The organism is Lysobacter rhizosphaerae, assembly GCF_054779795.1.
Window position 1 is genome coordinate 798,551 of sequence record NZ_BAAGXO010000007.1, and the last position, 19,375, is coordinate 817,925.

22 protein-coding genes are annotated in these 19,375 nt (G+C 68.3%); 13 read left to right on the forward strand and 9 right to left on the reverse strand.

All coding sequences use genetic code 11. The features are described 5' to 3' along the window. Window positions 1-41 precede the first annotated feature (41 nt). The 4 genes from ACYVGE_RS12625 to ACYVGE_RS12640 form a co-directional block, all read right to left on the reverse strand. Window positions 42-1,157, reverse strand: a complete 1,116-nt coding sequence (locus ACYVGE_RS12625) for a hybrid sensor histidine kinase/response regulator (protein ID WP_460730378.1) — start codon at window positions 1,155-1,157, stop codon at window positions 42-44. Window positions 1,158-1,268: 111 nt separating this feature from the next. Next, window positions 1,269-1,835, reverse strand: coding sequence for a pseudouridine synthase (locus ACYVGE_RS12630; RefSeq protein WP_460730380.1), 567 nt, complete (start codon window positions 1,833-1,835; stop codon window positions 1,269-1,271). Between the two features lie 75 nt (window positions 1,836-1,910). After that, the gene (locus tag ACYVGE_RS12635; RefSeq protein ID WP_460730382.1) at window positions 1,911-2,780 is read right to left on the reverse strand and encodes a class I SAM-dependent methyltransferase; all 870 of its coding nucleotides are present in this window, start codon (window positions 2,778-2,780) and stop codon (window positions 1,911-1,913) included. Between the two features lie 98 nt (window positions 2,781-2,878). Further along, on the reverse strand, window positions 2,879-3,847 hold the full coding sequence (locus tag ACYVGE_RS12640; RefSeq protein ID WP_460730384.1) for a LysR substrate-binding domain-containing protein: 969 nt from the start codon (window positions 3,845-3,847) through the stop codon (window positions 2,879-2,881). Between the two features lie 112 nt (window positions 3,848-3,959). On the opposite strand from ACYVGE_RS12640, the gene ACYVGE_RS12645 reads away from it, so the two are divergent. The 4 genes from ACYVGE_RS12645 (at window position 3,960) to ACYVGE_RS12660 (ending at window position 5,918) form a co-directional block, all read left to right on the forward strand. Continuing rightward, window positions 3,960-4,118, forward strand: coding sequence for a hypothetical protein (locus tag ACYVGE_RS12645; protein ID WP_460730386.1), 159 nt, complete (start codon window positions 3,960-3,962; stop codon window positions 4,116-4,118). Window positions 4,119-4,146: 28 nt separating this feature from the next. Beyond that, a complete protein-coding gene (locus ACYVGE_RS12650) occupies window positions 4,147-4,350 on the forward strand; it encodes a hypothetical protein (RefSeq protein ID WP_460730388.1) in 204 nt (67 codons plus the stop codon). A gap of 135 nt (window positions 4,351-4,485) precedes the next feature. Then, window positions 4,486-4,698, forward strand: coding sequence for a hypothetical protein (locus tag ACYVGE_RS12655; protein ID WP_460730390.1), 213 nt, complete (start codon window positions 4,486-4,488; stop codon window positions 4,696-4,698). Between the two features lie 185 nt (window positions 4,699-4,883). Further along, window positions 4,884-5,918, forward strand: a complete 1,035-nt coding sequence (locus ACYVGE_RS12660; RefSeq protein WP_460730392.1) for a DUF4344 domain-containing metallopeptidase — start codon at window positions 4,884-4,886, stop codon at window positions 5,916-5,918. An 84-nt stretch (window positions 5,919-6,002) separates the two neighbouring features. Here the strand turns inward: ACYVGE_RS12660 and ACYVGE_RS12665 are convergent, their stop codons facing one another. Continuing rightward, the gene (locus ACYVGE_RS12665) at window positions 6,003-8,228 is read right to left on the reverse strand and encodes an NADP-dependent isocitrate dehydrogenase (RefSeq protein WP_460730394.1); all 2,226 of its coding nucleotides are present in this window, start codon (window positions 8,226-8,228) and stop codon (window positions 6,003-6,005) included. 341 nt (window positions 8,229-8,569) lie between these two features. On the opposite strand from ACYVGE_RS12665, the gene ACYVGE_RS12670 reads away from it, so the two are divergent. Continuing rightward, on the forward strand, window positions 8,570-9,691 hold the full coding sequence (locus tag ACYVGE_RS12670; protein ID WP_460730396.1) for a COG3904 family protein: 1,122 nt from the start codon (window positions 8,570-8,572) through the stop codon (window positions 9,689-9,691). Between the two features lie 57 nt (window positions 9,692-9,748). On the opposite strand, the gene ACYVGE_RS12675 is transcribed toward ACYVGE_RS12670, so the two are convergent. Further along, window positions 9,749-10,453 (reverse strand): UPF0149 family protein, encoded by a 705-nt coding sequence (locus ACYVGE_RS12675; RefSeq protein WP_460730398.1) that lies wholly within the window; start codon window positions 10,451-10,453, stop codon window positions 9,749-9,751. Window positions 10,454-10,614: 161 nt separating this feature from the next. Here ACYVGE_RS12675 and ACYVGE_RS12680 point away from each other — a divergent pair, with 161 nt between their 5' ends. Then, entirely contained in the window at window positions 10,615-11,010 is a 396-nt protein-coding gene (locus ACYVGE_RS12680) for a YchJ family protein (protein ID WP_460730400.1), read from the forward strand. Window positions 11,011-11,117: 107 nt separating this feature from the next. Here ACYVGE_RS12680 and ACYVGE_RS12685 read toward each other — a convergent pair whose 3' ends face one another. The 3 genes from ACYVGE_RS12685 to queF all read right to left on the reverse strand — a co-directional run bounded on the left by ACYVGE_RS12685 (window position 11,118) and on the right by queF (window position 12,996). Continuing rightward, window positions 11,118-11,627: a hypothetical protein gene (locus ACYVGE_RS12685; RefSeq protein ID WP_460730402.1), complete on the reverse strand. Its 510-nt coding sequence runs from the start codon at window positions 11,625-11,627 to the stop codon at window positions 11,118-11,120. A 139-nt stretch (window positions 11,628-11,766) separates the two neighbouring features. After that, window positions 11,767-12,087, reverse strand: coding sequence for a LysM peptidoglycan-binding domain-containing protein (locus ACYVGE_RS12690; protein ID WP_460730404.1), 321 nt, complete (start codon window positions 12,085-12,087; stop codon window positions 11,767-11,769). A 96-nt stretch (window positions 12,088-12,183) separates the two neighbouring features. Further along, window positions 12,184-12,996 carry an NADPH-dependent 7-cyano-7-deazaguanine reductase QueF gene (queF, locus tag ACYVGE_RS12695; RefSeq protein ID WP_460730406.1) on the reverse strand — a complete coding sequence of 271 codons (813 nt, stop codon included), beginning with the start codon at window positions 12,994-12,996 and terminating at the stop codon, window positions 12,184-12,186. Window positions 12,997-13,098: 102 nt separating this feature from the next. Here queF and ACYVGE_RS12700 point away from each other — a divergent pair, with 102 nt between their 5' ends. The 7 genes from ACYVGE_RS12700 (at window position 13,099) to ACYVGE_RS12730 (ending at window position 19,349) form a co-directional block, all read left to right on the forward strand. Next, window positions 13,099-13,788 carry a glutathione S-transferase family protein gene (locus tag ACYVGE_RS12700; protein WP_460730408.1) on the forward strand — a complete coding sequence of 230 codons (690 nt, stop codon included), beginning with the start codon at window positions 13,099-13,101 and terminating at the stop codon, window positions 13,786-13,788. Between the two features lie 208 nt (window positions 13,789-13,996). Further along, complete coding sequence (locus tag ACYVGE_RS12705) at window positions 13,997-14,185, forward strand: hypothetical protein (protein WP_460730410.1); 189 nt, start codon at window positions 13,997-13,999, stop codon at window positions 14,183-14,185. Window positions 14,186-14,243: 58 nt separating this feature from the next. Next, window positions 14,244-14,450 (forward strand): hypothetical protein, encoded by a 207-nt coding sequence (locus ACYVGE_RS12710; RefSeq protein WP_460730412.1) that lies wholly within the window; start codon window positions 14,244-14,246, stop codon window positions 14,448-14,450. A 193-nt stretch (window positions 14,451-14,643) separates the two neighbouring features. Beyond that, window positions 14,644-15,111 carry a hotdog fold thioesterase gene (locus ACYVGE_RS12715; RefSeq protein WP_460730414.1) on the forward strand — a complete coding sequence of 156 codons (468 nt, stop codon included), beginning with the start codon at window positions 14,644-14,646 and terminating at the stop codon, window positions 15,109-15,111. 136 nt (window positions 15,112-15,247) lie between these two features. Further along, window positions 15,248-16,048, forward strand: coding sequence for a lysophospholipid acyltransferase family protein (locus ACYVGE_RS12720; protein WP_460730416.1), 801 nt, complete (start codon window positions 15,248-15,250; stop codon window positions 16,046-16,048). A gap of 145 nt (window positions 16,049-16,193) precedes the next feature. Next, window positions 16,194-17,207, forward strand: a complete 1,014-nt coding sequence (locus tag ACYVGE_RS12725; RefSeq protein ID WP_460730582.1) for a YheT family hydrolase — start codon at window positions 16,194-16,196, stop codon at window positions 17,205-17,207. Window positions 17,208-17,282: 75 nt separating this feature from the next. After that, entirely contained in the window at window positions 17,283-19,349 is a 2,067-nt protein-coding gene (locus ACYVGE_RS12730; protein ID WP_460730418.1) for a tetratricopeptide repeat protein, read from the forward strand. The last annotated feature ends 26 nt before the right edge of the window (window positions 19,350-19,375 follow it).

A 19,375-nucleotide genomic window follows, 5' to 3' on the forward strand; every position in this document is an offset into this window, starting at 1 on the left:
GTGGCAGGTTGCGGTGGACGCCGGCAAAGGCCGGCAGGAGCTCATTTGCCCGCTGCGACCGGCATCGCGGGTACGCAGCTGGTCGCTTCCGGCAGTTCGATCACGAACTTCGCGCCACCGCCTTCGCGCGTCTCGTACCAGAGCTGGCCGCCAGCCTTGGCGATGATCTGCTTGGCCAGCGCCAGGCCCAGGCCGGACGAGATGCCGTCGTTGCCGTCCTGCAGTCGCGTGAACGGCTTGAACAACAGGCGTTGTTGCGCCGCCGGAATGCCGGGACCGCGATCGGCGACGATCAGCTGCCAGTAGCCCGGTGCGCCGGCGCGCACGGCCAGGGTGAGTTCGCAGCCTGGCGCGTACTTGAGCGCGTTGGAGACGAGGTTTTCGGCGACCTGGCGCAGCACGCGTTCGTCGATCGCCACGCGCGCCCCCGCCGGCGGCGGCACCGTGACCACGGGGATGCCGCGCGCATCCAGTTGCATGCTGTAGCGCCGCAGCAGCCAGTCGAGCGCATCGGCGAGGCCCGCGCTGGCGCCGGTACGCGGCGCTGCTGCGCCCTCGCGCGACTCCAGGTATTCGCGGATGTACCCCAGCGCATCCTGCGCGCTTTCGCGGATCAGGGTGAAGTAGTGCGGCACGCGCTCGGGTTTGCAGTTATCGCTGAGCAGCAGCTCGCTCGCGAACAGCACGCTGCTCAGCGGATTCTTGAGGTCGTGCGCGACCAGGTTCACCAGTTCTTCCCGCTCGGACGCGACGCGCGCGAGGCGGTCGCGCGCCAGTTTCAAACCCATGTGGGTATTCACGCGCGCCAGCAGTTCTTCGGGCAGGAATGGTTTGGTCACGTAATCGACCACGCCCGCGTCGAACGCGCGCAACAGCATGTCGCGATCCTGCGCGGCGGTGACGAACACCACCGGCGCCACCGGCGGAGGCAACGTCTGCAGCGCCTTGAGTACATCGAACCCGTCCATGCCGGGCATGATCATGTCGAGCAGGACCAGATCCGGTGCGGTTTCGCGATAACGCGCCAGCGCTTCATCGCCATTGCCGGCCCCGACAACCTCGTAGCCCTGCCGTTCCAGCAGGCTGGTAACCACGCGCAGGTTGACCGGCTGGTCGTCGACGACAAGGATGCGGCCGTGTTGGGCGACGGGATTCATGGGATGGCGAAAGCCTCCGAGCCTTCACGCGCCGATGGAACCGGCCCTTGAAAGTAGCAGAACGCCCGGAGTCGTCGCAGTCAGTTATATGAACGAGTCAGGAAAGATTCGTCACCTCTCGTGAAGGCCGTGTATTCGCCGCCAGGCGCCCGGCGCCAGGTCATCGAGCCGGTGCGGGCCGATGGCCACCCGCACCAGCCGCAGCGTCGGCAACCCGACCGCCGCGGTCATGCGCCGCACCTGGCGGTTGCGGCCCTCGCCGATGCCCAGTTCCAGCCAGGCATCGGGCACGGTCTTGCGGAAGCGCACCGGCGGGTCGCGCGGCCATAGCGTGGGCGCCTCCATGCGCCGGCACTGAGCGGGACGCGTGCGGCCGTCATTGAGTTCGACACCACGGCGCAACGCGTCCAGCTGCTCCGCGCTCGGGTCGCCCTCGACCTGCACCCAATAGGTCTTGGGCTGCTTGTGCTTCGGATCGGTCAGGCGGTGCGCCAGCGCGCCGTCATCGGTGAGCAGGAGCAGCCCCTCGCTGTCGAAGTCGAGCCGGCCGGCGGCGTACACGCCGGCCGGCAGGTCGAATCCGGCCAACGTGCGCCGCGCCGGCTTGCCCGCTGCTGGCGCACTGTTGTCGGTGAACTGGCACAGCACGCCATAGGGTTTGTTGAAGGCGATGAGCATCTTTGATTTTGGAAAAGCGCCGTCGCTTGACTGTCCCCAGCCGTTGCGACGGCACGAATTCCATCGCAACTGGAGTCAGTCGCGGCGCGGCTTGCGAAAGCGCAGCGTCATGCGATCGCTCTCACCGATGGCCTTGTACTTGGCATCGTCGGCGGCATCGTGGTTGTTGTTCGGCGGCAGCGTCCACACGCCATTGGGATGGTCGGTGGTGTCTTTGGGATTGGCGTTGACCTCGCTTTTCGCCTCGAGCACGAAGCCGGCCTTGGTCGCATAGCCGATCACCAGCGCCTCGGTCAGGTAACCCGACTTCTTCATCGTTTCCAGGTCCGCACCGGCCTTGGCGCGGTGGTCGACCACGCCAAGCGTGCCGCCCGGCTTGAGTACGTCGAAGAACGCCTTGAAGTAGGCATCGGCATTGCCGTCGGCCACCCAGTTGTGGGCGTTGCGGAAGGTCAGGACGGTGTCGGCGGAGCCGGCCGGGCCGAATACCGGCGCCTTCGGATCGAACACGCGCACGTCGGGCGTGCCGTACACCGCCGGGTTGCCGGCGATCTTCGCGCGCAGCGTCTTGTTGAGGTTGTAGCGGTAGCCGGGCTGGCCGGGGATTGCGTCGTCCCATACCGCGGCGACGTAGTGGCCGCCATCGCGCAGGTAGGGCGCGAGCACTTCGGTGTACCAGCCGCCGCCGGGCGTGATCTCGATGACGGTGTCGTGGGCACCGACGCCGAAGAACGCCAGCGTTTCGCGCGGGTGGCGGTACTGGTCGCGCGCGCTGTTCTTCGCGTCGCGCCAGCTGCCGGCGAGCGCGGCGTCGATGCCGGCCATGTCGGCAGACGCCGCGGGCTTGGCGGTGGCGGCGTGGACTTCGGCGCCAGCGGCCGGGGTTGCGGTCGTGAAGGCGACGAGTGCGGCCGGGATCAGGGCGGCGAGCAACAGGCGTTTCATGCGGAGCTCCATGCGGAAAGTGGGCGCAGCCTACCCCCAAGGACGCGATGATCGCCATCGCATCCCTTGTCCGCACCGATTCCAGGCAAGCGACGCACTCAAGCCGTGCCGGATTTGCGCACCGCCGGCTTGGAGACCGCGGCCTTGCGCGGCCCTTTCCCCTTCGCGCGCGCAAGCACGCATTCCGCCGAGGCCGCGTAGTCCTGCGCTTCCTGCAGCAGCCAGTCGCGGAATGCCTGCAGACCGCGATGGCGCTCGGAGCGTTCGGGAAACACCAGGTAATGCGAGAACTCGGCCTGCAGCCGCTCCTCGAACAGGGTGACCAGTCGCCCCGCCTCCACCATCGGCCGTGTCAGGGTCAGGCGGCCGAGGGCGATGCCGAGGCCTTCCACCGCGGCGCGGTGCAGCGTTTCGGAGTCGTCGAAGTTGGCGACGAAGCGCTTGGGCGCGGTGCCGCCGAAGTGCTCGAACCAGTCGCTCCAGCGTCCACCCGGCGCGCCCAGCAAGGGGAAGTCGCCGAGTGTTTCCAGGGTCGGATGCCCGAGCCGTTGCAGCAGCTCCGGGCTCACCGTCGGCGCCACCCAGTCGTCGAACAGGTGCACTGCGCACAATCCCGGCCAAGTGCCGGGGCCGTAGCGCAGGCCCGCGTCGATGTCGGTCTGGCGTTCAAAGTCGACCTTGTTGACCGTCGACTGCAGGTTGATCTCGATCTGCGGATGCGCGGCGAGGAAGCGCGGCAATCGCGGCACCAGCCAGCTCGAGGCGAACGACGGCATCAGGGTGATGGTCAACACATCGTCGCGGCGCGCGCGGTACGGCTGCAGTGCCTGTTCGATCGCATCGAAATGCGGCGATACCCGGTCGAACAGGCATTGGCCATCGGCGGTGAGCTCGACGCCGCGCGCCACGCGCACGAACAGGCGCTGGCCGATGCGCTCTTCCAACCCGCGGATCTGATGGCTGAGCGCACTCACGGTGAGGTGCAGCGCCTCGGCTGCGCGCGACAGGTTGCCGGCGCGGGCGGCGATCACGAAGCCCTGCAGGGCATGCAAGGGAGGCCGACTCATGTTGAATCTCCTTCAAGGCTGGCTTGCAGAATCGTCGCTTTTTCAGTGGTCTGCAAGTCCGTAGATTACACCTCACTTCAAGAGATAGGCCAAATCGGCCTGGGAGTGGGAAATGAACATCTGGACCGGATTGCTGTTCCTCGAGGGTGCCGTGGCCGACGTCGCGTTGGCCCGCGACCTGAGCGACGAGGCCCCTCAGGCCAGCGCGGAGGATGTCGCCGCGACGGGTTCCGACCCGCGCACGGGCCCCACGTCCACCGAACTGCATTGATCGACCTTTACCGAATCTGGAGACGACCATGAACCTGTTCAAAGGCCTGCTTTACCTGATCGACAACGACCAGCCGGCATCCCCGGTGCTCATCGACGCGCGTCATTACGGCGCCGCCACCGCCGCCAATGAATTCGCCGATGAACTCGGCAACCGCGCGGCGTCCGAGCGCCGTTTCGGCCAGCGCCAGGACGTGCGCACCGAAGCACGTGCTGCCGGCGGCTGCCGCTGAATGAAGAAGGTTCACGCCGCTGCAAGGCGGCGTGAACCCGGGTGTCATCTGCACCGCGCAAGCTGCGCCTGCTTCACCAGCCCCGCGCCAGGACGGCAGCTCCATGCCGGAATGGCCCCCCTACGGAGCGCAGAGATGAACCTGTTCAAGAACGAGTTGTTCAACGCCACCATGCTTGAGGCCCTGTCGGAACGGGAGCCCCGCAGCTATCGCACGCCCGCCTTCGCCCGGCGTTATGGCCGGCGCCGTGATGCTGGGACCGCCGAACCAGCGCCCGCGTTGATCGCATACGCGATCGAACGCATCGGCGACGAGCTGGTGATGCGGCAGTACGACCAAGCCGCCTGACCGCGCAGCTGAAGTCAGGATGAGGAAACGCGGAAGGGCGCCCACGGCGCCCTTCCTGCCGTCCGGGGCACAGATCCGGGACGTGGGCGTGTATTCCGCCGTGACGGCCGACTCGCTACGATCCCGTCGTGGCGCCGAGTGGCGTTTGGAGCGCATCGCCCGCCACGTCCGCCTCGGGGAAGTGCATGAAACTCAGATTGATCGTCCTGCTCTCGGTGGCCCTGGGCCTGGTGAGCGGTGCCTTTCTTTATTCGCTGCTGTCGGTGAAGCGGCAGGAGAAGGCCGTCGCCGCCGCGCGCGCGCAAGGCCGCGCCGATGCGGAGAAGGCGATGGCCGACGAACTCGCCGCGCTCAAGCCGGCGGTGATGAAGAAGGTCGCCAACGCCGAAGGCAAGGCCGATGGTGTCCACTTCGCCTACGAGTACGTGGCACCGAAGACGGCCGAACTCGAGCCGTTCTACAAGCTCGCCCACGACGGCGACCTGCTGCGCCACCTGCCGGAGATCAAGGCCATCGACGGCATGCTGATGCTGCCGCGCCCGATCAAGTTCGTGATGGCCGAATGCCGCGAGCCGAATGCGTTCTATTCACCCGAACGCGCTGAAGTGGTGATGTGCTACGAAACCATGAAGGTGCTGCTCGAGCGCGGCCAGCAGCTCGCTGCGGACCAGGACCTGGGCGAGGATTACGCCCAGAAATACCTCGCCGCCAACCTGCGCTTCATCCTGCTGCACGAGACCGGCCATGCGTTGATCGACATGCTCGAGATCCCGATCACCGGCCGCGAGGAAGATGCGGTCGACCAGCTCGCGACCACGCTGATGCAACGCTTCGCCGGCATCAACGAATCCTCGCGCCAGGTCAGCGACAACCTGCGCATGGCGTCGAACTGGTTCCTCGCGCGCAGCACCGGGCAATACAACCTCGACGCATACGCCGACGAGCATGCGCTGGGCGAGCAGCGCTACTTCAACCTGCAATGCCTGGTCTACGGCAGCAACCCTTCGCGCTACCTCGGCATCGTCACCGACGGCGACCTGCCCGCAGCGCGGGCCAAGGCCTGTCCGGCCGAGGCGCGCCGCGTGGACAAGGCATGGCTGCGCCTGCTGTTGCCGCACGTGGCGCCGAAGTACGAGATGACCGAGGAGAAGGCGAACCGGTTGTTCGAGCAGCGCGAGCGCGAACGCAACCGCAACACCGAACTGCCTTACGTCCGCTAGCCATGACTGTCGAGGTCGCCACGGCGATGCGCGTGCAGAAAGCAAAAAGCCCGGCAGTTGCCGGGCTTTGCTTTTTACGACGACTTACAACGCCGCCAACGCCGCGTTGAGCGTCGCACTCGGTCGCATCGCTACCGACAGCTTGGCCATGTCTGGCTTGTAGTAACCGCCGATGTCGACCGGCTTGCCCTGCACTGCGACCAGCTCCGCGACGATCTTGGCCTCGTTCGCGGTCAGCGCCTGTGCCAACGGCGCGAACTTCGCCTGCAGCGCCGCGTCGTCGCTCTGTGCAGCGAGCGCCTGTGCCCAGTACATCGCCAGGTAGAAGTGGCTGCCGCGGTTGTCGATGCCGCCGACCTTGCGCGAGGGCGACTTGTCGGTGTCGAGGAACTTGGCGTTGGCCGCGTCGAGCGCGTCGGCCAGCACCTTCGCGCGGGCGTTGCCAGTGGTCTCGGCCAGATGCTCGAGCGAGGCGGCCAGGGCGAGGAATTCACCCAGCGAATCCCAGCGCAGGTAGTCCTCTTCGACGAACTGCTGCACGTGCTTGGGCGCACTGCCGCCGGCGCCGGTTTCAAACAGGCCGCCACCATTCATCAGCGGCACGATCGACAGCATCTTGGCGCTGGTGCCCAGCTCCATGATCGGGAACAGGTCGGTGAGGTAGTCGCGCAGTACGTTGCCGGTGCACGAGATCGTGTCCTGGCCCTTGCGGATGCGGGCCAGCGAGAACTTCATCGCTTCGACCGGCGACAGGATGCGGATGTCGAGGCCGCTGGTGTCGTGGTCCTTCAAATACTGCTCGACCTTGGCGATGACGTTGCGGTCGTGCGCGCGCGCGCTGTCGAGCCAGAACACCGCCGGCGTGTGCGACAGGCGCGCACGGTTGACCGCGAGCTTCACCCAGTCCTGGATCGGCGCGTCCTTGGTCTGGCACATGCGCCAGATGTCGCCGGCCTTGACCGCGTGTTCCATCAGCACGTGGCCGGCCTCGTCGCTGACGCGCACGGTGCCGTCGGCGGCGATCTGGAAGGTCTTGTCGTGCGAGCCGTATTCCTCGGCCTTCTGCGCCATCAGGCCGACGTTGGGCACGCTGCCCATCGTCGCCGGGTCGAACGCGCCGTGCGCGCGGCAGTCGTCGATCACGGCCTGGTAGATGCCGGCGTAGCAGCGGTCCGGGATCACCGCCTTGGTGTCCTGCAGCTTGCCTTCGGCGTTCCACATGCGGCCGCTGTCGCGGATCATCGCCGGCATCGAAGCGTCGACGATGACGTCGCTGGGCACGTGCAGGTTGGTGATGCCCTTGTCGGAATTGACCATCGCCAGGCCCGGGCGCGTGGCGTACACGGCCGCAAGCTCGGCTTCGATCGCGGCGCGCTGATCGGCGGGCAGGGAAGGCAGGCGCGCGGCCAGGTCGCCGATGCCGTTGTTGGCATCGAAGCCGATCTGTTCGAGCACGGCGGCGTGCTTGGACAGCACCTGGTCGTAGAAGCGCTTGACCACCACGCCGAACATGATCGGGTCGGAGACCTTCATCATCGTCGCCTTCAGGTGCAGCGAGAACAGCACGCCCTGCGCCCTGGCATCGTCGATCTGCGCATCGACGAACTCGCCCAGCGCCTGCGTGCTCATCACCGACGCGTCGACCACTTCGCCGGCCTTCACCTTGAGCCCGGTCTTGAGCATCTGGCTGCGGCCGTCGCTGCCGATCATTTCGATCTTCAGCGTGGTCGGCTGCGCGATCACCGCCGACTGCTCGCTGCCGTAGAAGTCGCCGGCGTCCATGTGCGCGACATGCGACTTCGAATCGCTGCTCCAGGCGCCCATCTTGTGCGGATGCTTGCGCGCATACGCCTTCACCGACGCCGGCGCGCGGCGATCGGAATTACCTTCGCGCAGCACCGGGTTCACCGCGCTGCCCTTGGTGCGGTCGTAGCGGGCCTTGATCTCGTTGTCGCGCTCGCCGCGCGGTTCTTCCGGGTAGTCCGGCAGCGCGTAGCCCTGCTGCTGCAGTTCCTTGATCGCGGCCAGCAGCTGCGGCACCGAGGCGCTGATGTTGGGCAGCTTGATGATGTTGGCTTCCGGCGTGGTCGCGAGCTGGCCGAGTTCGGCCAGGTCGTCGGCGACTTTCTGGTCGTCGCGGAGGAAATCGGGGAAGTGCGAGAGGATGCGGCCCGCGAGCGAGATGTCGCGCGTTTCCACAGTGATGCCGGCGGGGGCGGTGTAGGCCTCGATGATCGGCAGCAGCGACGCGGTGGCCAGGAACGGCGCTTCGTCGGTCAGGGTGTAGAGGATCTTCGGGGCATTGGACATGAGGGGGCTCGCAGGCTCGGTCGTTCGAAAGGGGGCGGCGCTGGCCGCGGCCGGCCGGCGGCGCGGACCGCGGGCGGGCAGACCCGCCATTGTCGCGGTTCAGGCAGGCCGGGGCAAAGCGGTGCGGCTTCCGGAACGGAACGTTGCGTCCGGGTCCGGCGGACGCCCGCGTTCATCTGGACAAGGGTCAAAGGGTGTTCATGCGCAGACCGGAAACTGACTGCACGGATTCACAATTCCGCCTTCACAAAGGCGCAACAACATCTTGCCGCGCGGGCGCCAGCGCGGTGTACTGGCAATGGCGGTGCAGCTCCCCGCATCGCAGGTTTGGTGATGTGCTCATGCTGAAAGATCTACTGGCAAGAAGTCTTTTGTTGCTGTCCCTGGGGCTGGCGGCTGTTGCCTGCCAGAAGCAGGCGCCCGTGCAGGCACCGGTCACCCTCGCCGAGGACGCCGCCAGTGCCGGCCCCGCCCGGCACATCACCGCCGCGCCAATGACCGAGATGGCCCCGGGCGATTACCTGAAGACCACCTACTGGCCCACCGCCGAGCTCGACGCCGGCCAGGCGTGGATCAGCTGCGATTACGACTACGCCGCGCTCGGCGATGGCGAGGCCCTGGGCGCGCTGACCTTCTTCGCGGTCGTCGACGCGCTCACGCCGTGCCAGCCCAAGGGCGTGGTGCGCGTGCGCTATGAAGGCAAGATCGATGCCGGCTTCACCGCGCTGATGCAGCGCCTGTCGGCGATCGCCGACCGCATGGAGATCCCGGTCCGCATCCTCGACATCAGCTCCTCCGGCGGCCACGTCGAGGAGGCGATCCGCGCCGGCGACAGCATGGCCGACCAGCGCTGGGCGATCTGGGTGCGCGAAGGTTCGTACTGCCACAGCTCATGCGTGCTGATCCTGGCCGGTGGCGATACGCGTTCCATCGCCGGTGAAGTCGGCGTGCACCGGCTGTTCCGCGACCAGTCGATGGCGACGTCGCGCGCCGAACTCAGCGCGGAGTTGAAGGACGTCAGCGGACAGGTGCGTGATTACCTCGCCCGCAACGGCGCCGATGCGCGCATCGCCGACCTGATGATGACGGTCGCCAACCGCCGCCTGCGCCTGCTCAGCGAGGCCGAATTGCGCGAGTACGGACTGTCCGGCAGCAACGCGGTGCAGGACGACCTCGACCGCATCCGCGTCACGCGCAGTTGTGGCGAGGATTTCGCGCGCCGCCGCGACGCGTGGCTGCGTGCGTTCGAAGGCGAATGCCTGGAACCGGGCAAGGCCTTCGAGGTGCTCGATGAATGCGGGCGCGCGCTGGAGCCGCGCTTCGGCTTCCCCGACGCCAAGTGTCCCGGCCAGAGCCCGACCGCGGACCGGCGTGGACTGCTGCCGGCGGTGGATTCAGCGGGGCTGCTGCTGCCGTTGAAGCCGGTCGTGCAGAAGAAGTCGGCGAACGTGGCCAGGAAGTAATCGCGCGCAATCGCGCCGATTCCGCCGCGCGCAGGTGCGTGCTTCCGGGCGCTCAGCTCAGGCGCCGTGGCACTTCTTGTACTTCTTGCCGCTGCCGCACGGGCAAAGCGCGTTGCGGTCGGGCGTGGCGTCCTTGCGGATCGGTTCGCGTGGGGTGAGCGCGTCGATGCGGTGGTGGTGCAGGTCGGCGAGCATGCCCGGCAACGACGCGATCACTTCCAGGCGTTCGCGATAGCCGACCGGCGTGCCCGGCGCCTCGGGATCCTCGCCGATCACCTCGCCGCTGGCGAGCTGGTCCAGGCGCGCGAAGATCTCCTCGATCCAGTCGTGTTCGTCCAGCCACTTTTCCCACGCGGCCTCGCGCAGTTCGACGCCGCGGAAGAAGCCGAAGGCCCAGTCGCGGCCGACATCGAGTTCATCGGGATGCTCGGCCTCGGCTTCTTCCGGCAGCCACAGCAGCGGGGCTAGGTGTTCGGGCAGGTCGTCGTCGTCGAAGCGCACGCGCTGGCTGGCCATGTTCCAGTGGCCCAGCAGCAGCGCCTCGACTTCCGCGCGTTCGGCCTCGTCGGCCCAGCGCGGCGGCTTGCCCCACACAGCAGGCTGCCACTCGGCGACGGGTACGTCTTCAGGCGACACCGCCAGGGCCGAGAGGTAACCGTCGAGCGCCTCCAGGTTGAAGCCCTTGAACGGCACGGCACGCTGGTCAAGCAGGTCGGACAGGCGTTCGATCTGCGCATCGTCGAGGTAGCTGGGGACTTTCATGGCGGCGGGGGCGAGGTTGCGGGGTGCGGGGGTGCACAGGGTAGTCGTTCGCGGCCGCGCTGGCGCGCCGGCACCGGCAATGCGGGCCCGATGTGCGTTGCAGCCAATGCGCCCACGCAGGACGGATGACGCCAGGCGCGCCCCGCCGCGACAATGCGGGGATGAACGCGACCGAAGCGTGTCCCTGCCAGTCCGCGCGGGCCTATGCACAATGCTGCGCGCCCCTGCATCGCGGTGATGCCGTGGCGCAGAGCGCCGAAGCGCTGATGCGTTCGCGCTACAGCGCCTATGTGCGTGGCGACGCGGGCTATCTGCTCGCGACCTGGCATGCGTCCACGCGGCCGCAGGCGCTCGATTTCGGCGATGCCGGCGCGACGCGATGGCTCGGGCTCGAGGTCAAGCGGCACCAGGTGCTCGACCCCGATCGCGCCACCGTCGAATTCGTGGCGCGTTACCGGGTGGGCGGCGCGGCCGCGGTGCGCCTGCACGAGATCAGCCGCTTCGTGCGCGAAGACGGACGCTGGTATTACCTCGACGGCGAATTCCCGGCGCGCTGAACGCGGCGCGCTGAGCACGGCGAGGGCGGACAAAAAAAGGGCGCGACATCGTGCGTCGCGCCCGGACTTCAGGGCCCCGCCAGCAGCGGGGCGGAGAGAGACGGTGCTTACTTGACCTCGAACTCGCGTGTCTGCACGACGTTGCCGTCGAGCATGACGTCGACCTTGTACTTGCCGGCCGGGAAACCATCGGGCTTGACGATGTGGAATTCGGTATTGCCCATGCCTGTCAGGGTGACGTCACGGGTGTCCTCGCTGACGGTCTGGTTGCTGTCCACGTGGGTCCACTTCGCACCCAGCTTGCTCGACACGCTGGCGGCGGGGTCGCTGGTGCTGGTGCCGATCGAGACATAGATGGTGTCCTTCGGTGCGAAGCTGGTCTTGGGCGCGCTCACCTTCATGTCGGCGCCCACGGCGCTGCCGAGATCGACCGTGCTGACCGATGCGCCGGCGGGCATCGGGGCGGGCATCGGCGCCGGAGCAGGAGCCGGAGTGGTGGCCGGCGGCGGCGTAGTCGCCATCGGGGCGGGTTCTTCCTTCTTCTTGCAGCCGACCAGGGCAATGGTGCCGAGCAGCGCGATCAGCAGGACAGAAGAGATGCGGTTGCGGTTGTTCATGCGTGCGTTCCTTGTGCGATGACGACGTGTGCGGTGACGACGTGCCCGGTAACGAACGGAGCGGGGCGTGCGTTCGAACGAGCTTCGAAACCGGTGGGCTCGGCGAGGTGCGAAGACGAGGTGCGAAGCGGTGCGAAGGTCAGCCTTCGCTCGCCGGGAGCTTGAGCACCTGGCCGGGGAAGATCTTGTCCGGATCGTCGAGCTGGTCGCGGTTGGCTTCGAAGATCGCGTGCCACTTGCTGGCCTGGCCGTAATGCGCCTTGGCGATGTGCGAGAGCGTGTCGCCCTTGGCTACCGTGTACATGGTTGCGCCTGCGCCGCCGGTACCGCCGCCGCCACCGGTGATCTGCTCGGTCGAGGACGCGCCGGACTGCACATTGGAGAAATCGGGCTTGCTCTGCTCGGTGGTGCCCGAGCCGCTTTGCACGTTGGAAAAGTCGGGCTTCTTCTCGTTGCTCATGTAGGGGCTCCTCCCCTGTGTCTTGTCGACGTGGGCAACGGTGGCACGGTCCTTGTTAAGGAAATATGGCGGAGACGGAAAACCTGAACCGGTTTCCTACTGCCTGCTGTCGCGGCCGACGGGCGGCCGTTGCATGTCCGCCGTGGCGCGCCACGGATTGATGTCGAGCCCGCCGCGGCGGGTGTAGCGCGCTTCCACCGACAGCGATTGCGGGCGCGTGCGTGCGAGCAGGTCGGTGAAGATGCGTTCGACGCACTGCTCGTGGAATTCGGCGTGGTCGCGGAAGGAGACGAGGTAGCGCAGCAGCGCGGCGCGATCCAGGCGCGGACCACGATAGCGGATCACCACGCGTGCCCAGTCCGGCTGGCCGGTCACCGGGCAGTTGGACTTGAGCAGCGCGCTGCTCAGGGTTTCCTCGATGACGTCGCTGGCATCTGCGGCGAGCAGGGTGGCGTCGGGCGGGCCGTAGCTGTCGATGGCGATGGCCTGTTCGTCGATCGATTCGCCGGTTCCACTCTCGTCGATCGGCGGCAGGCCGAAGCTCATCGCGACCGGCGCGCCCGCGACGTGCGACAGGTCGCGAACGATGCGTTCGCGGACGACCGCGTCGCTGTCCAGCCGGGTCGCATTGAACGAATTGAGGTAGAGCTTGAGCGACTTGGATTCGATCAGGTTCGGTGAGTCGGCGGGCACCTCGAACGTCGCCGTCGCCACGTGCGGCTTGCCCTGCGCATCGAGCCAGCTCAGTTCGTACGCATGCCAGCGGTCGCTGCCGACGAAGGGCAGCTTGTCGGCATCGATGCCGATGTGATCGCGGCCGAGCGCGCGCGGGATCGCGAACAGAAGCGTGGCGTCGTATTCGCGCGGGTAATCGACGTGGCGGCCCAGCGGCAGTTCTTGCATGGTCATGGCGCCGATTTTACGTGCGCGCGCGCGCCGGCGCAGGAATCGGATATCGCCGCGCGCGCGGGCTGCGGACACTGGCGCCTCCTCCTGCCGACGAGTCCGTCCATGCTCACGCTCTACGACTACCTGCCTTCACAGAACGCCTGGAAGGTGCGGCAGCTGCTCGCGCACCTGCAGTGCCCATACCGCACGCGTCACGTCAGCATCTTCGAGGGCGAAGGCGCGAGCGCCGACTTCCGTGCGATCAGCCCGACCGGGACCGTGCCCGCGATCGAACTGGAGGACGGCCGCTGCCTCGCCGAATCGAACGCGATCCTGATGTTCCTCGCCCAGGGCACGCCGTACCTGCCCGATGACGGGTTCGCCCGCGCCAAGGTGTGGCAATGGCTGTGCTTCGAGCAGGAGCGCGTGGAAAGCCAGATCGGGGCGCTGCGGCACTGGACCCTGACGGGCAAGCTGCCGCGCCGGCCGCAGGCGCTGGTCGAACTCAAGCGCGGCGCCGGCCGCAACGCGCTGGGGATCCTCGAGCGCGAACTGGCGACGCGCGACTTTATTGCGGGCGACCGTTACGGCATCGCCGATATCGCGTTGTTCGCCTACACGAGCCGGGCGGACGAGGCCGGGTTTGTGCTCCAGGCCTATCCGCGGGTGTGCGCCTGGCTCGCGCGGGTCCGGTCGCAGCCCGGGTTCCTGGCGCAGACGCATCCGTATTCGATCGATCCGCACTCCGGCCGCGAGCTGGGCCGCCTGATTTCGGCCCCGATCCCAGCCCCGGCCGCCCCGGAATCGACCTGAACCCGTGCGCCGGCGTCCCCCGGATAGGGGAGTAGGCCATCAGTCACAGCAACTCTCCCGGCCGAAAAGGCATCTGAATCAGGGAGTTCCGTCGGAAGTGACCCCTAGGCCGTCGGTGGGGTGACTTCCGGCACAGGTGAATTATCGATGCGGTGTTGTACTTTACCAACACACCAAGCCACACACCCCCGCCCCCAAGGAAACCGCCATGAACGTCCGCACTTTCGAAGCCCGCCGCGCCGACTCCGCCAAGTCCGCCCCCGCCGCCCCGGTCGCCCCCGTCCGCCACCTGCACCGCGAACGCGATTTCGGCGTCGGCTACGGCAACAGCAGCGGCTACGCCAGCAACCGCCGCTATTCCAGTAGCGCCTTCCAGCCCCTGTTCCGCTGCGCGTAACGCGCACCCCACTCCGGTGGCTGTGCTCGCCGCCCCGCCCAGCCCCGAGGAGATCGTCATGAACACCGTTTCCACCGAAACCCGCCCCACCCCCGACACCCTGGCCGCCGTTGCCGTGGCCGCCCGTGGCGCCGCGCAGGCCGCCCCCATCCGCCATGTGCACCGCGACCGTGATTTCGGCGTCGGCTATGGCAACAGCAGCGGCTACGGTCGCGACCGTCGCTACACCAGCAATGGCTTCGCCCCGCTGTTCCGTTGTGCCTGACTTCCGTGCCATCGCGTCGCCCCCGCGCGATGGCAACACCTGACTCGGCTGCACCTGACTAAGCAGCACCTGACAGGGATATCCCCCTCTCCGTGGGCGCGGTCCCGGCCGGCGCGCAGGTCTCCTCCCTCTCCCTGCGCGCTGGCCGGTTAGTACCGACCGCCGGCCCCACCACAGCGTGTATCGTCTGGCGATGACCGACCCCGCCACCCCCGCCACCCGCCCCAGCCGGCCGCTGTTTCGCGGCGACGCCACCCTCGCCGACCTCAACGCCATGTCCGAGGGCACGGCCATGATCCCGCTGGGGATCAAGTTCACCGAGCTCGGCCCCGATTTCGTCCGCGCCACCATGCCGGTCGATGCGCGCACCCTCCAACCCCATGGCCTGCTGCACGGCGGCGCCTCGGTGCTGCTGGCCGAGACCCTGGGCAGCACCGCCGGCGGCCTGTGCGCCCCCGAGGGCAAGGGCGTGGTCGGTATCGAGATCAACGCCAACCACCTGCGCGGCGTGCGCGAGGGCTTCGTCACCGGGACGGCGCGGCCACTGCATGTCGGCGCCAGCACCCAGGTGTGGGAAATCCGCATCGAGGACGAAGCCGGGCGCCTGGTGTGCATCTCGCGGCTGACGCTGGCGGTGGTGGGGCGGCCGGCACAGAGTTAGCCAAGCGGCAGTAGGAATAAGCCTGCTTCCGTACGCCGACGTGTTGTGAAGCGCGCTAGTCACTGTTCCCTGCCGCGGACGCGGCAGTTGCGACATAACTGTTTTATTGCTGTCGTGGGGTCGGTATCGTGGTGCCATGACTGCGCCGTCCCCCACCGGCGCCCTCGCGCCCGGGGCGCGATTGGCGCGCGCCTGCCGATACCTCTATCGCGTGCCGATGCTGGCGTGGCATCTGGTCGTGCACCTGCCGCTGACGATGTTGCTGACCACGCCCGTCACCGCGGCACTGCGCTGGGGCAACGAATCGCTGGAGCATCGCGCCATCCGTGCCTGGTCGGCGGGATTGATGCGCGTATTCGGTTTCCGCCTGCGCCGGGTAGGCACGCCGCTGCCGGGCGCCACCATGTTCGTCGCCAACCATGTCAGCTGGATCGATATCGAGACCCTGCACAGCCAGCGCATGATGGGTTTCGTCGCCAAGCGTGAGATCCAGAGTTGGCCGGTAGTGGGCTGGCTGGCGCAGCGCGGCGAAACCATCTTCCACGCCCGTGGCAGCACCGAATCCCTGGGCGGTGTGCTGCATGAAATGCTCTCGCGCCTGCGCAATGGCCGCAGCGTGGGCGTGTTTCCCGAGGGCGGCACCCGCGGCGGCCGCGAGATCGGGCCATTCCATGCGCGCATCTTCCTGGCCGCGGTCGAGGCGGGCGTGCCCGTACAGCCGGTGGCTTTGCGTTATGGAGAAGGAGGATCGGCGCAGCACGTGGTCGCCTTCCAGCCGCGCGAAAATTTCTTCGACAACTTCGTGCGCCTGCTCGGCGAACCCGCGCGCCTGGCCGAGGTGCATTTCCTCGAACCGATCGCGCCGGGCGAAGCCGATGGCCGCCGGCGCATTGCCGAGTTGGCGCGCGGCCGCATCATCGCGGCGATGGAAGGCTGAAGTGACGGGACGTGATGCAGGGTTCGAGGCGGGCTTTGACGCCGAACGCACCAGCGGCGATCCGAAAGAACGCAACCTGCTCCAGGACTTCGGCGCGGCCGCCACCCTCCAGTCCGTGGCGCCGGCCGCGCCGCCACAGCCGATGCTGACCGTCGCCGACTATCGTCCGTCGCGCTGGCTGCGCAACGCGCACGTTCAGTCGCTGGTGGGCACCAGCCCGCTGCGGACCCTGTACGGCGAACGCGCGCTGCGCGCCTGCGGCGCGGTCGACACGGTGCACCTGATCGATGGCGGGGACGGCGTGCGCCTGCAGGGCGTGCACAGCGCCATCCCCGGCGCGCCGGTACGCGGCCTCGCCCTGCTGCTGCACGGCTGGGAAGGCAGCGCCGACTCGAGCTACATGCGCCTGACGGCGGCGCAGCTGCTGCGCCAAGGATTCGAGGTGTTCCGCCTCAATTTCCGCGACCACGGCGACACCCACCACCTCAACGAGGGCCTGTTCCACTCCAACCGCATCGACGAAGTCGTGCGCGCGGCCTGCGATGTCGCGCGGCGCTTCGCGCGCCGGCCGCTGGTGGTGGCCGGGCACTCGCTCGGCGGAAACTTCGCCCTGCGCCTGGCCCTGCGCGCGCCGGCCGCGGGGCTCGACATCGCCCACGTCGCCGCGGTGTGTCCGGTGCTGGACCCGGCGCGCACCATGGAGGCGATGGAGCAGGGCTTGCGCGCGTACATGTGGTACTTCGAGCGCAAGTGGCGCAGCTCGCTGGCGCGCAAGCGCGCGCTGTTCCCGAAGTTGCATGCCTTCGACAGCCAGGTGCTGAGCCTGCGCATGCGCCCGCTGACGCAGTGGCTGGTCGAACGCCACACCGACTTCGGCACCCTCGACAACTACTTCGACGGCTATTCCATCGCCGGCAGCCGGCTGGCGGGCCTGCAGGTGCCCGTGAGCATCCTGATGGCGGCCGATGACCCGGTGATCCCGGTGGAAGACTTCCACCACCTCCAGCTGCCGCCCACGGCCCGGCTGGAGATCGCGCCATGGGGCGGCCATTGCGGTTTCCTCGAGAACGCCCGTCTGGACGGATTCGCCGAACGCTGGGTCGCCGAACGGCTGGCAACCGCGGCCAAGGCGCTGCCGGCCGCACCGTCGGTGGCCTGAGCGGCAAGGCCCGCGCGCATCCGCCGCGCGGCTTACAATCGCCGACTCCCTGCAATTCCTACCGAAGCACACCCCATGTACGAGACCCTGATCGACGCGCTGCGCCGTGGCGCCGCCGCCGAGGCGCTGCCCGCCGCCCGTGATGCCGTTGCCGCCAACCCGCAGGACGCCATGGCCCACCGCCTGCTGGGCGCCGCCCTGCACCTGAGCGGCGATCGCGGGGCCGCACTCGGCGCCGTGGACGCCGCGCTCGCGCTGGCACCCGACGACGCCAGCCTGCACGTCGAACGCGCCGGCCTGCTGCTCGATACGCGCCAGCTCGACGACGCGCAGGCGGCCCTCGCCCGCGCCGTGGGTCTCGATCCCAACCAGTTCCCCGCCTACATCATCCAGGGCCAGCTGGCGCTGTCGCGCGGCGACCTCGCCGAAGCCGAACGCGCCGCCAAGCTCGCCGCGCGCATCGCGCCGGAGAACCCGCTGGTCGCCGCGATCGAAGGCATGGTGATGCTGCGCCGTGGCGATGCCGACCGTGCGCTGGCGATCCTGTCGCAGGCCGCGCAGACCGCGCCGGACGATGTCACGGTGCGCAATGCGCTCGGCTTCGCCTACATCGCCAAGGGCCACTACGCATTCGCCGAGCAGGCCTTCCGCAAGCAGCTCGAGCACCAGCCCGATTCGGTCGCGCTGCGTGGCCTGATCGCCGACCTAGTCCGCCGCCAGGGCCGTGCCGCCGAGGCCGCCGACGAAGCCGCCGCGCTGCTGCAGGGCGACGGTGTCACGCCGGGCCTGCAACGCGTGGTGGGCGTACTCGAACTCGAAGCCGGTCGCGCCGAGCGCGCGCTGGAGCCGCTGAAGGCGGCGTTCGCCGCCATGCCGCACGACCAGCGCACCCTGGAAGCACTGGTGGAGGCGTGGCGCCGCGGCAATGCCGCCGAGGACGCGCGCACCACCCTCGATGCCGCCTTGGCGAACTACCCGGAAAACGACCAGCTGTGGCGCGCGCGCCTGCTGTTCGAGGCATTCGCCGGCCCGGAAGCGCTGGTGGTGGTGGAGCGCTGGCTCGAAGCCCGACCCGATCACATCCTTCCGCTGCAGGCCCGCGCCGCGATCCACGACCACGCCGGCGAGACCGAGGAAGCCGATGCGATCGCGTACCAGATCGTCGCCATGGCGCCCGGGCATGCGCCGGCCGAACTGCGCATCGTCGATCGCCTGCTCAAGGACAACCCGGCCGCCGCGGTGGTGCGCGTTCGCGAACTGCTGGCACGCACGGAATCGGCCGACGCCCGCCCGCTGCTGCGCCAGCTGCTGGGCCGCTGCCTCGATGCCGCCGGCGAAACCGCGGAAGCCGCGGCCACGTGGGCCGCGCTGCATGCCGATGCCGCCGACCAGCGCGCGCCGTTGCCGCCGTTGACCACCACTCTGGGCGACCTGCCCCCGCTGGCACCGCTGCCCGATCCGGCCCCTGGCGTCCTGCTGTTGTGGGGTGCGCCCGGTTCGCTGGTCGATCGCATCGCCCTGAACTTCGATTTCACCGACGGACCGGTGCGGGTCGACCGTTATGGTCCGCAACCGCCGACCGATCCGCTGCAACGCTACGACACGCCGTTCGAACTGATGGATGGCCGCCTCGATGGCAAGGCCCTCGTCGACGAATGGCGCGCCGGGCTGCCGGCCCGTGGCATCCACGACGGCCAGATCTTCGACTGGCTGGCGCTGTGGGACAACGCGCTGCTGCATGCACTGCGCCCGCACCTGCCCGAGGCGGTGCTGATGATCGCCGTGCGCGATCCGCGCGACATGCTGCTGGAATGGCTGGCGTTCGACGCGCCGCAGCGTTTCGCCGTGCCCTCGCCGGAAGCCGCGGCGCGCTGGCTCGCGGACTCGCTGGCACAGGTGGCCGACCTGCACGCGGGTGATCTGTTCCCGCATCGCCTGCTCAAGCTAGACGACATCGCATACGACCCGGTCGCCCTGGCGACGGCGGTAGGTGAGGCGCTGGAGATAAACCTGGCACCGATGCCGAGCGCGGGCATCCGCCATTTCGCCCCGGGCCACTGGCGCGCGTATGCCGAACCGCTTTCGGCGGCATTCGCCATGCTGACGCCGGTCGCGGTACGGTTGGGCTATCCGCAAAACTGATCACCGCGGCGCGTCGCAACGCGCCG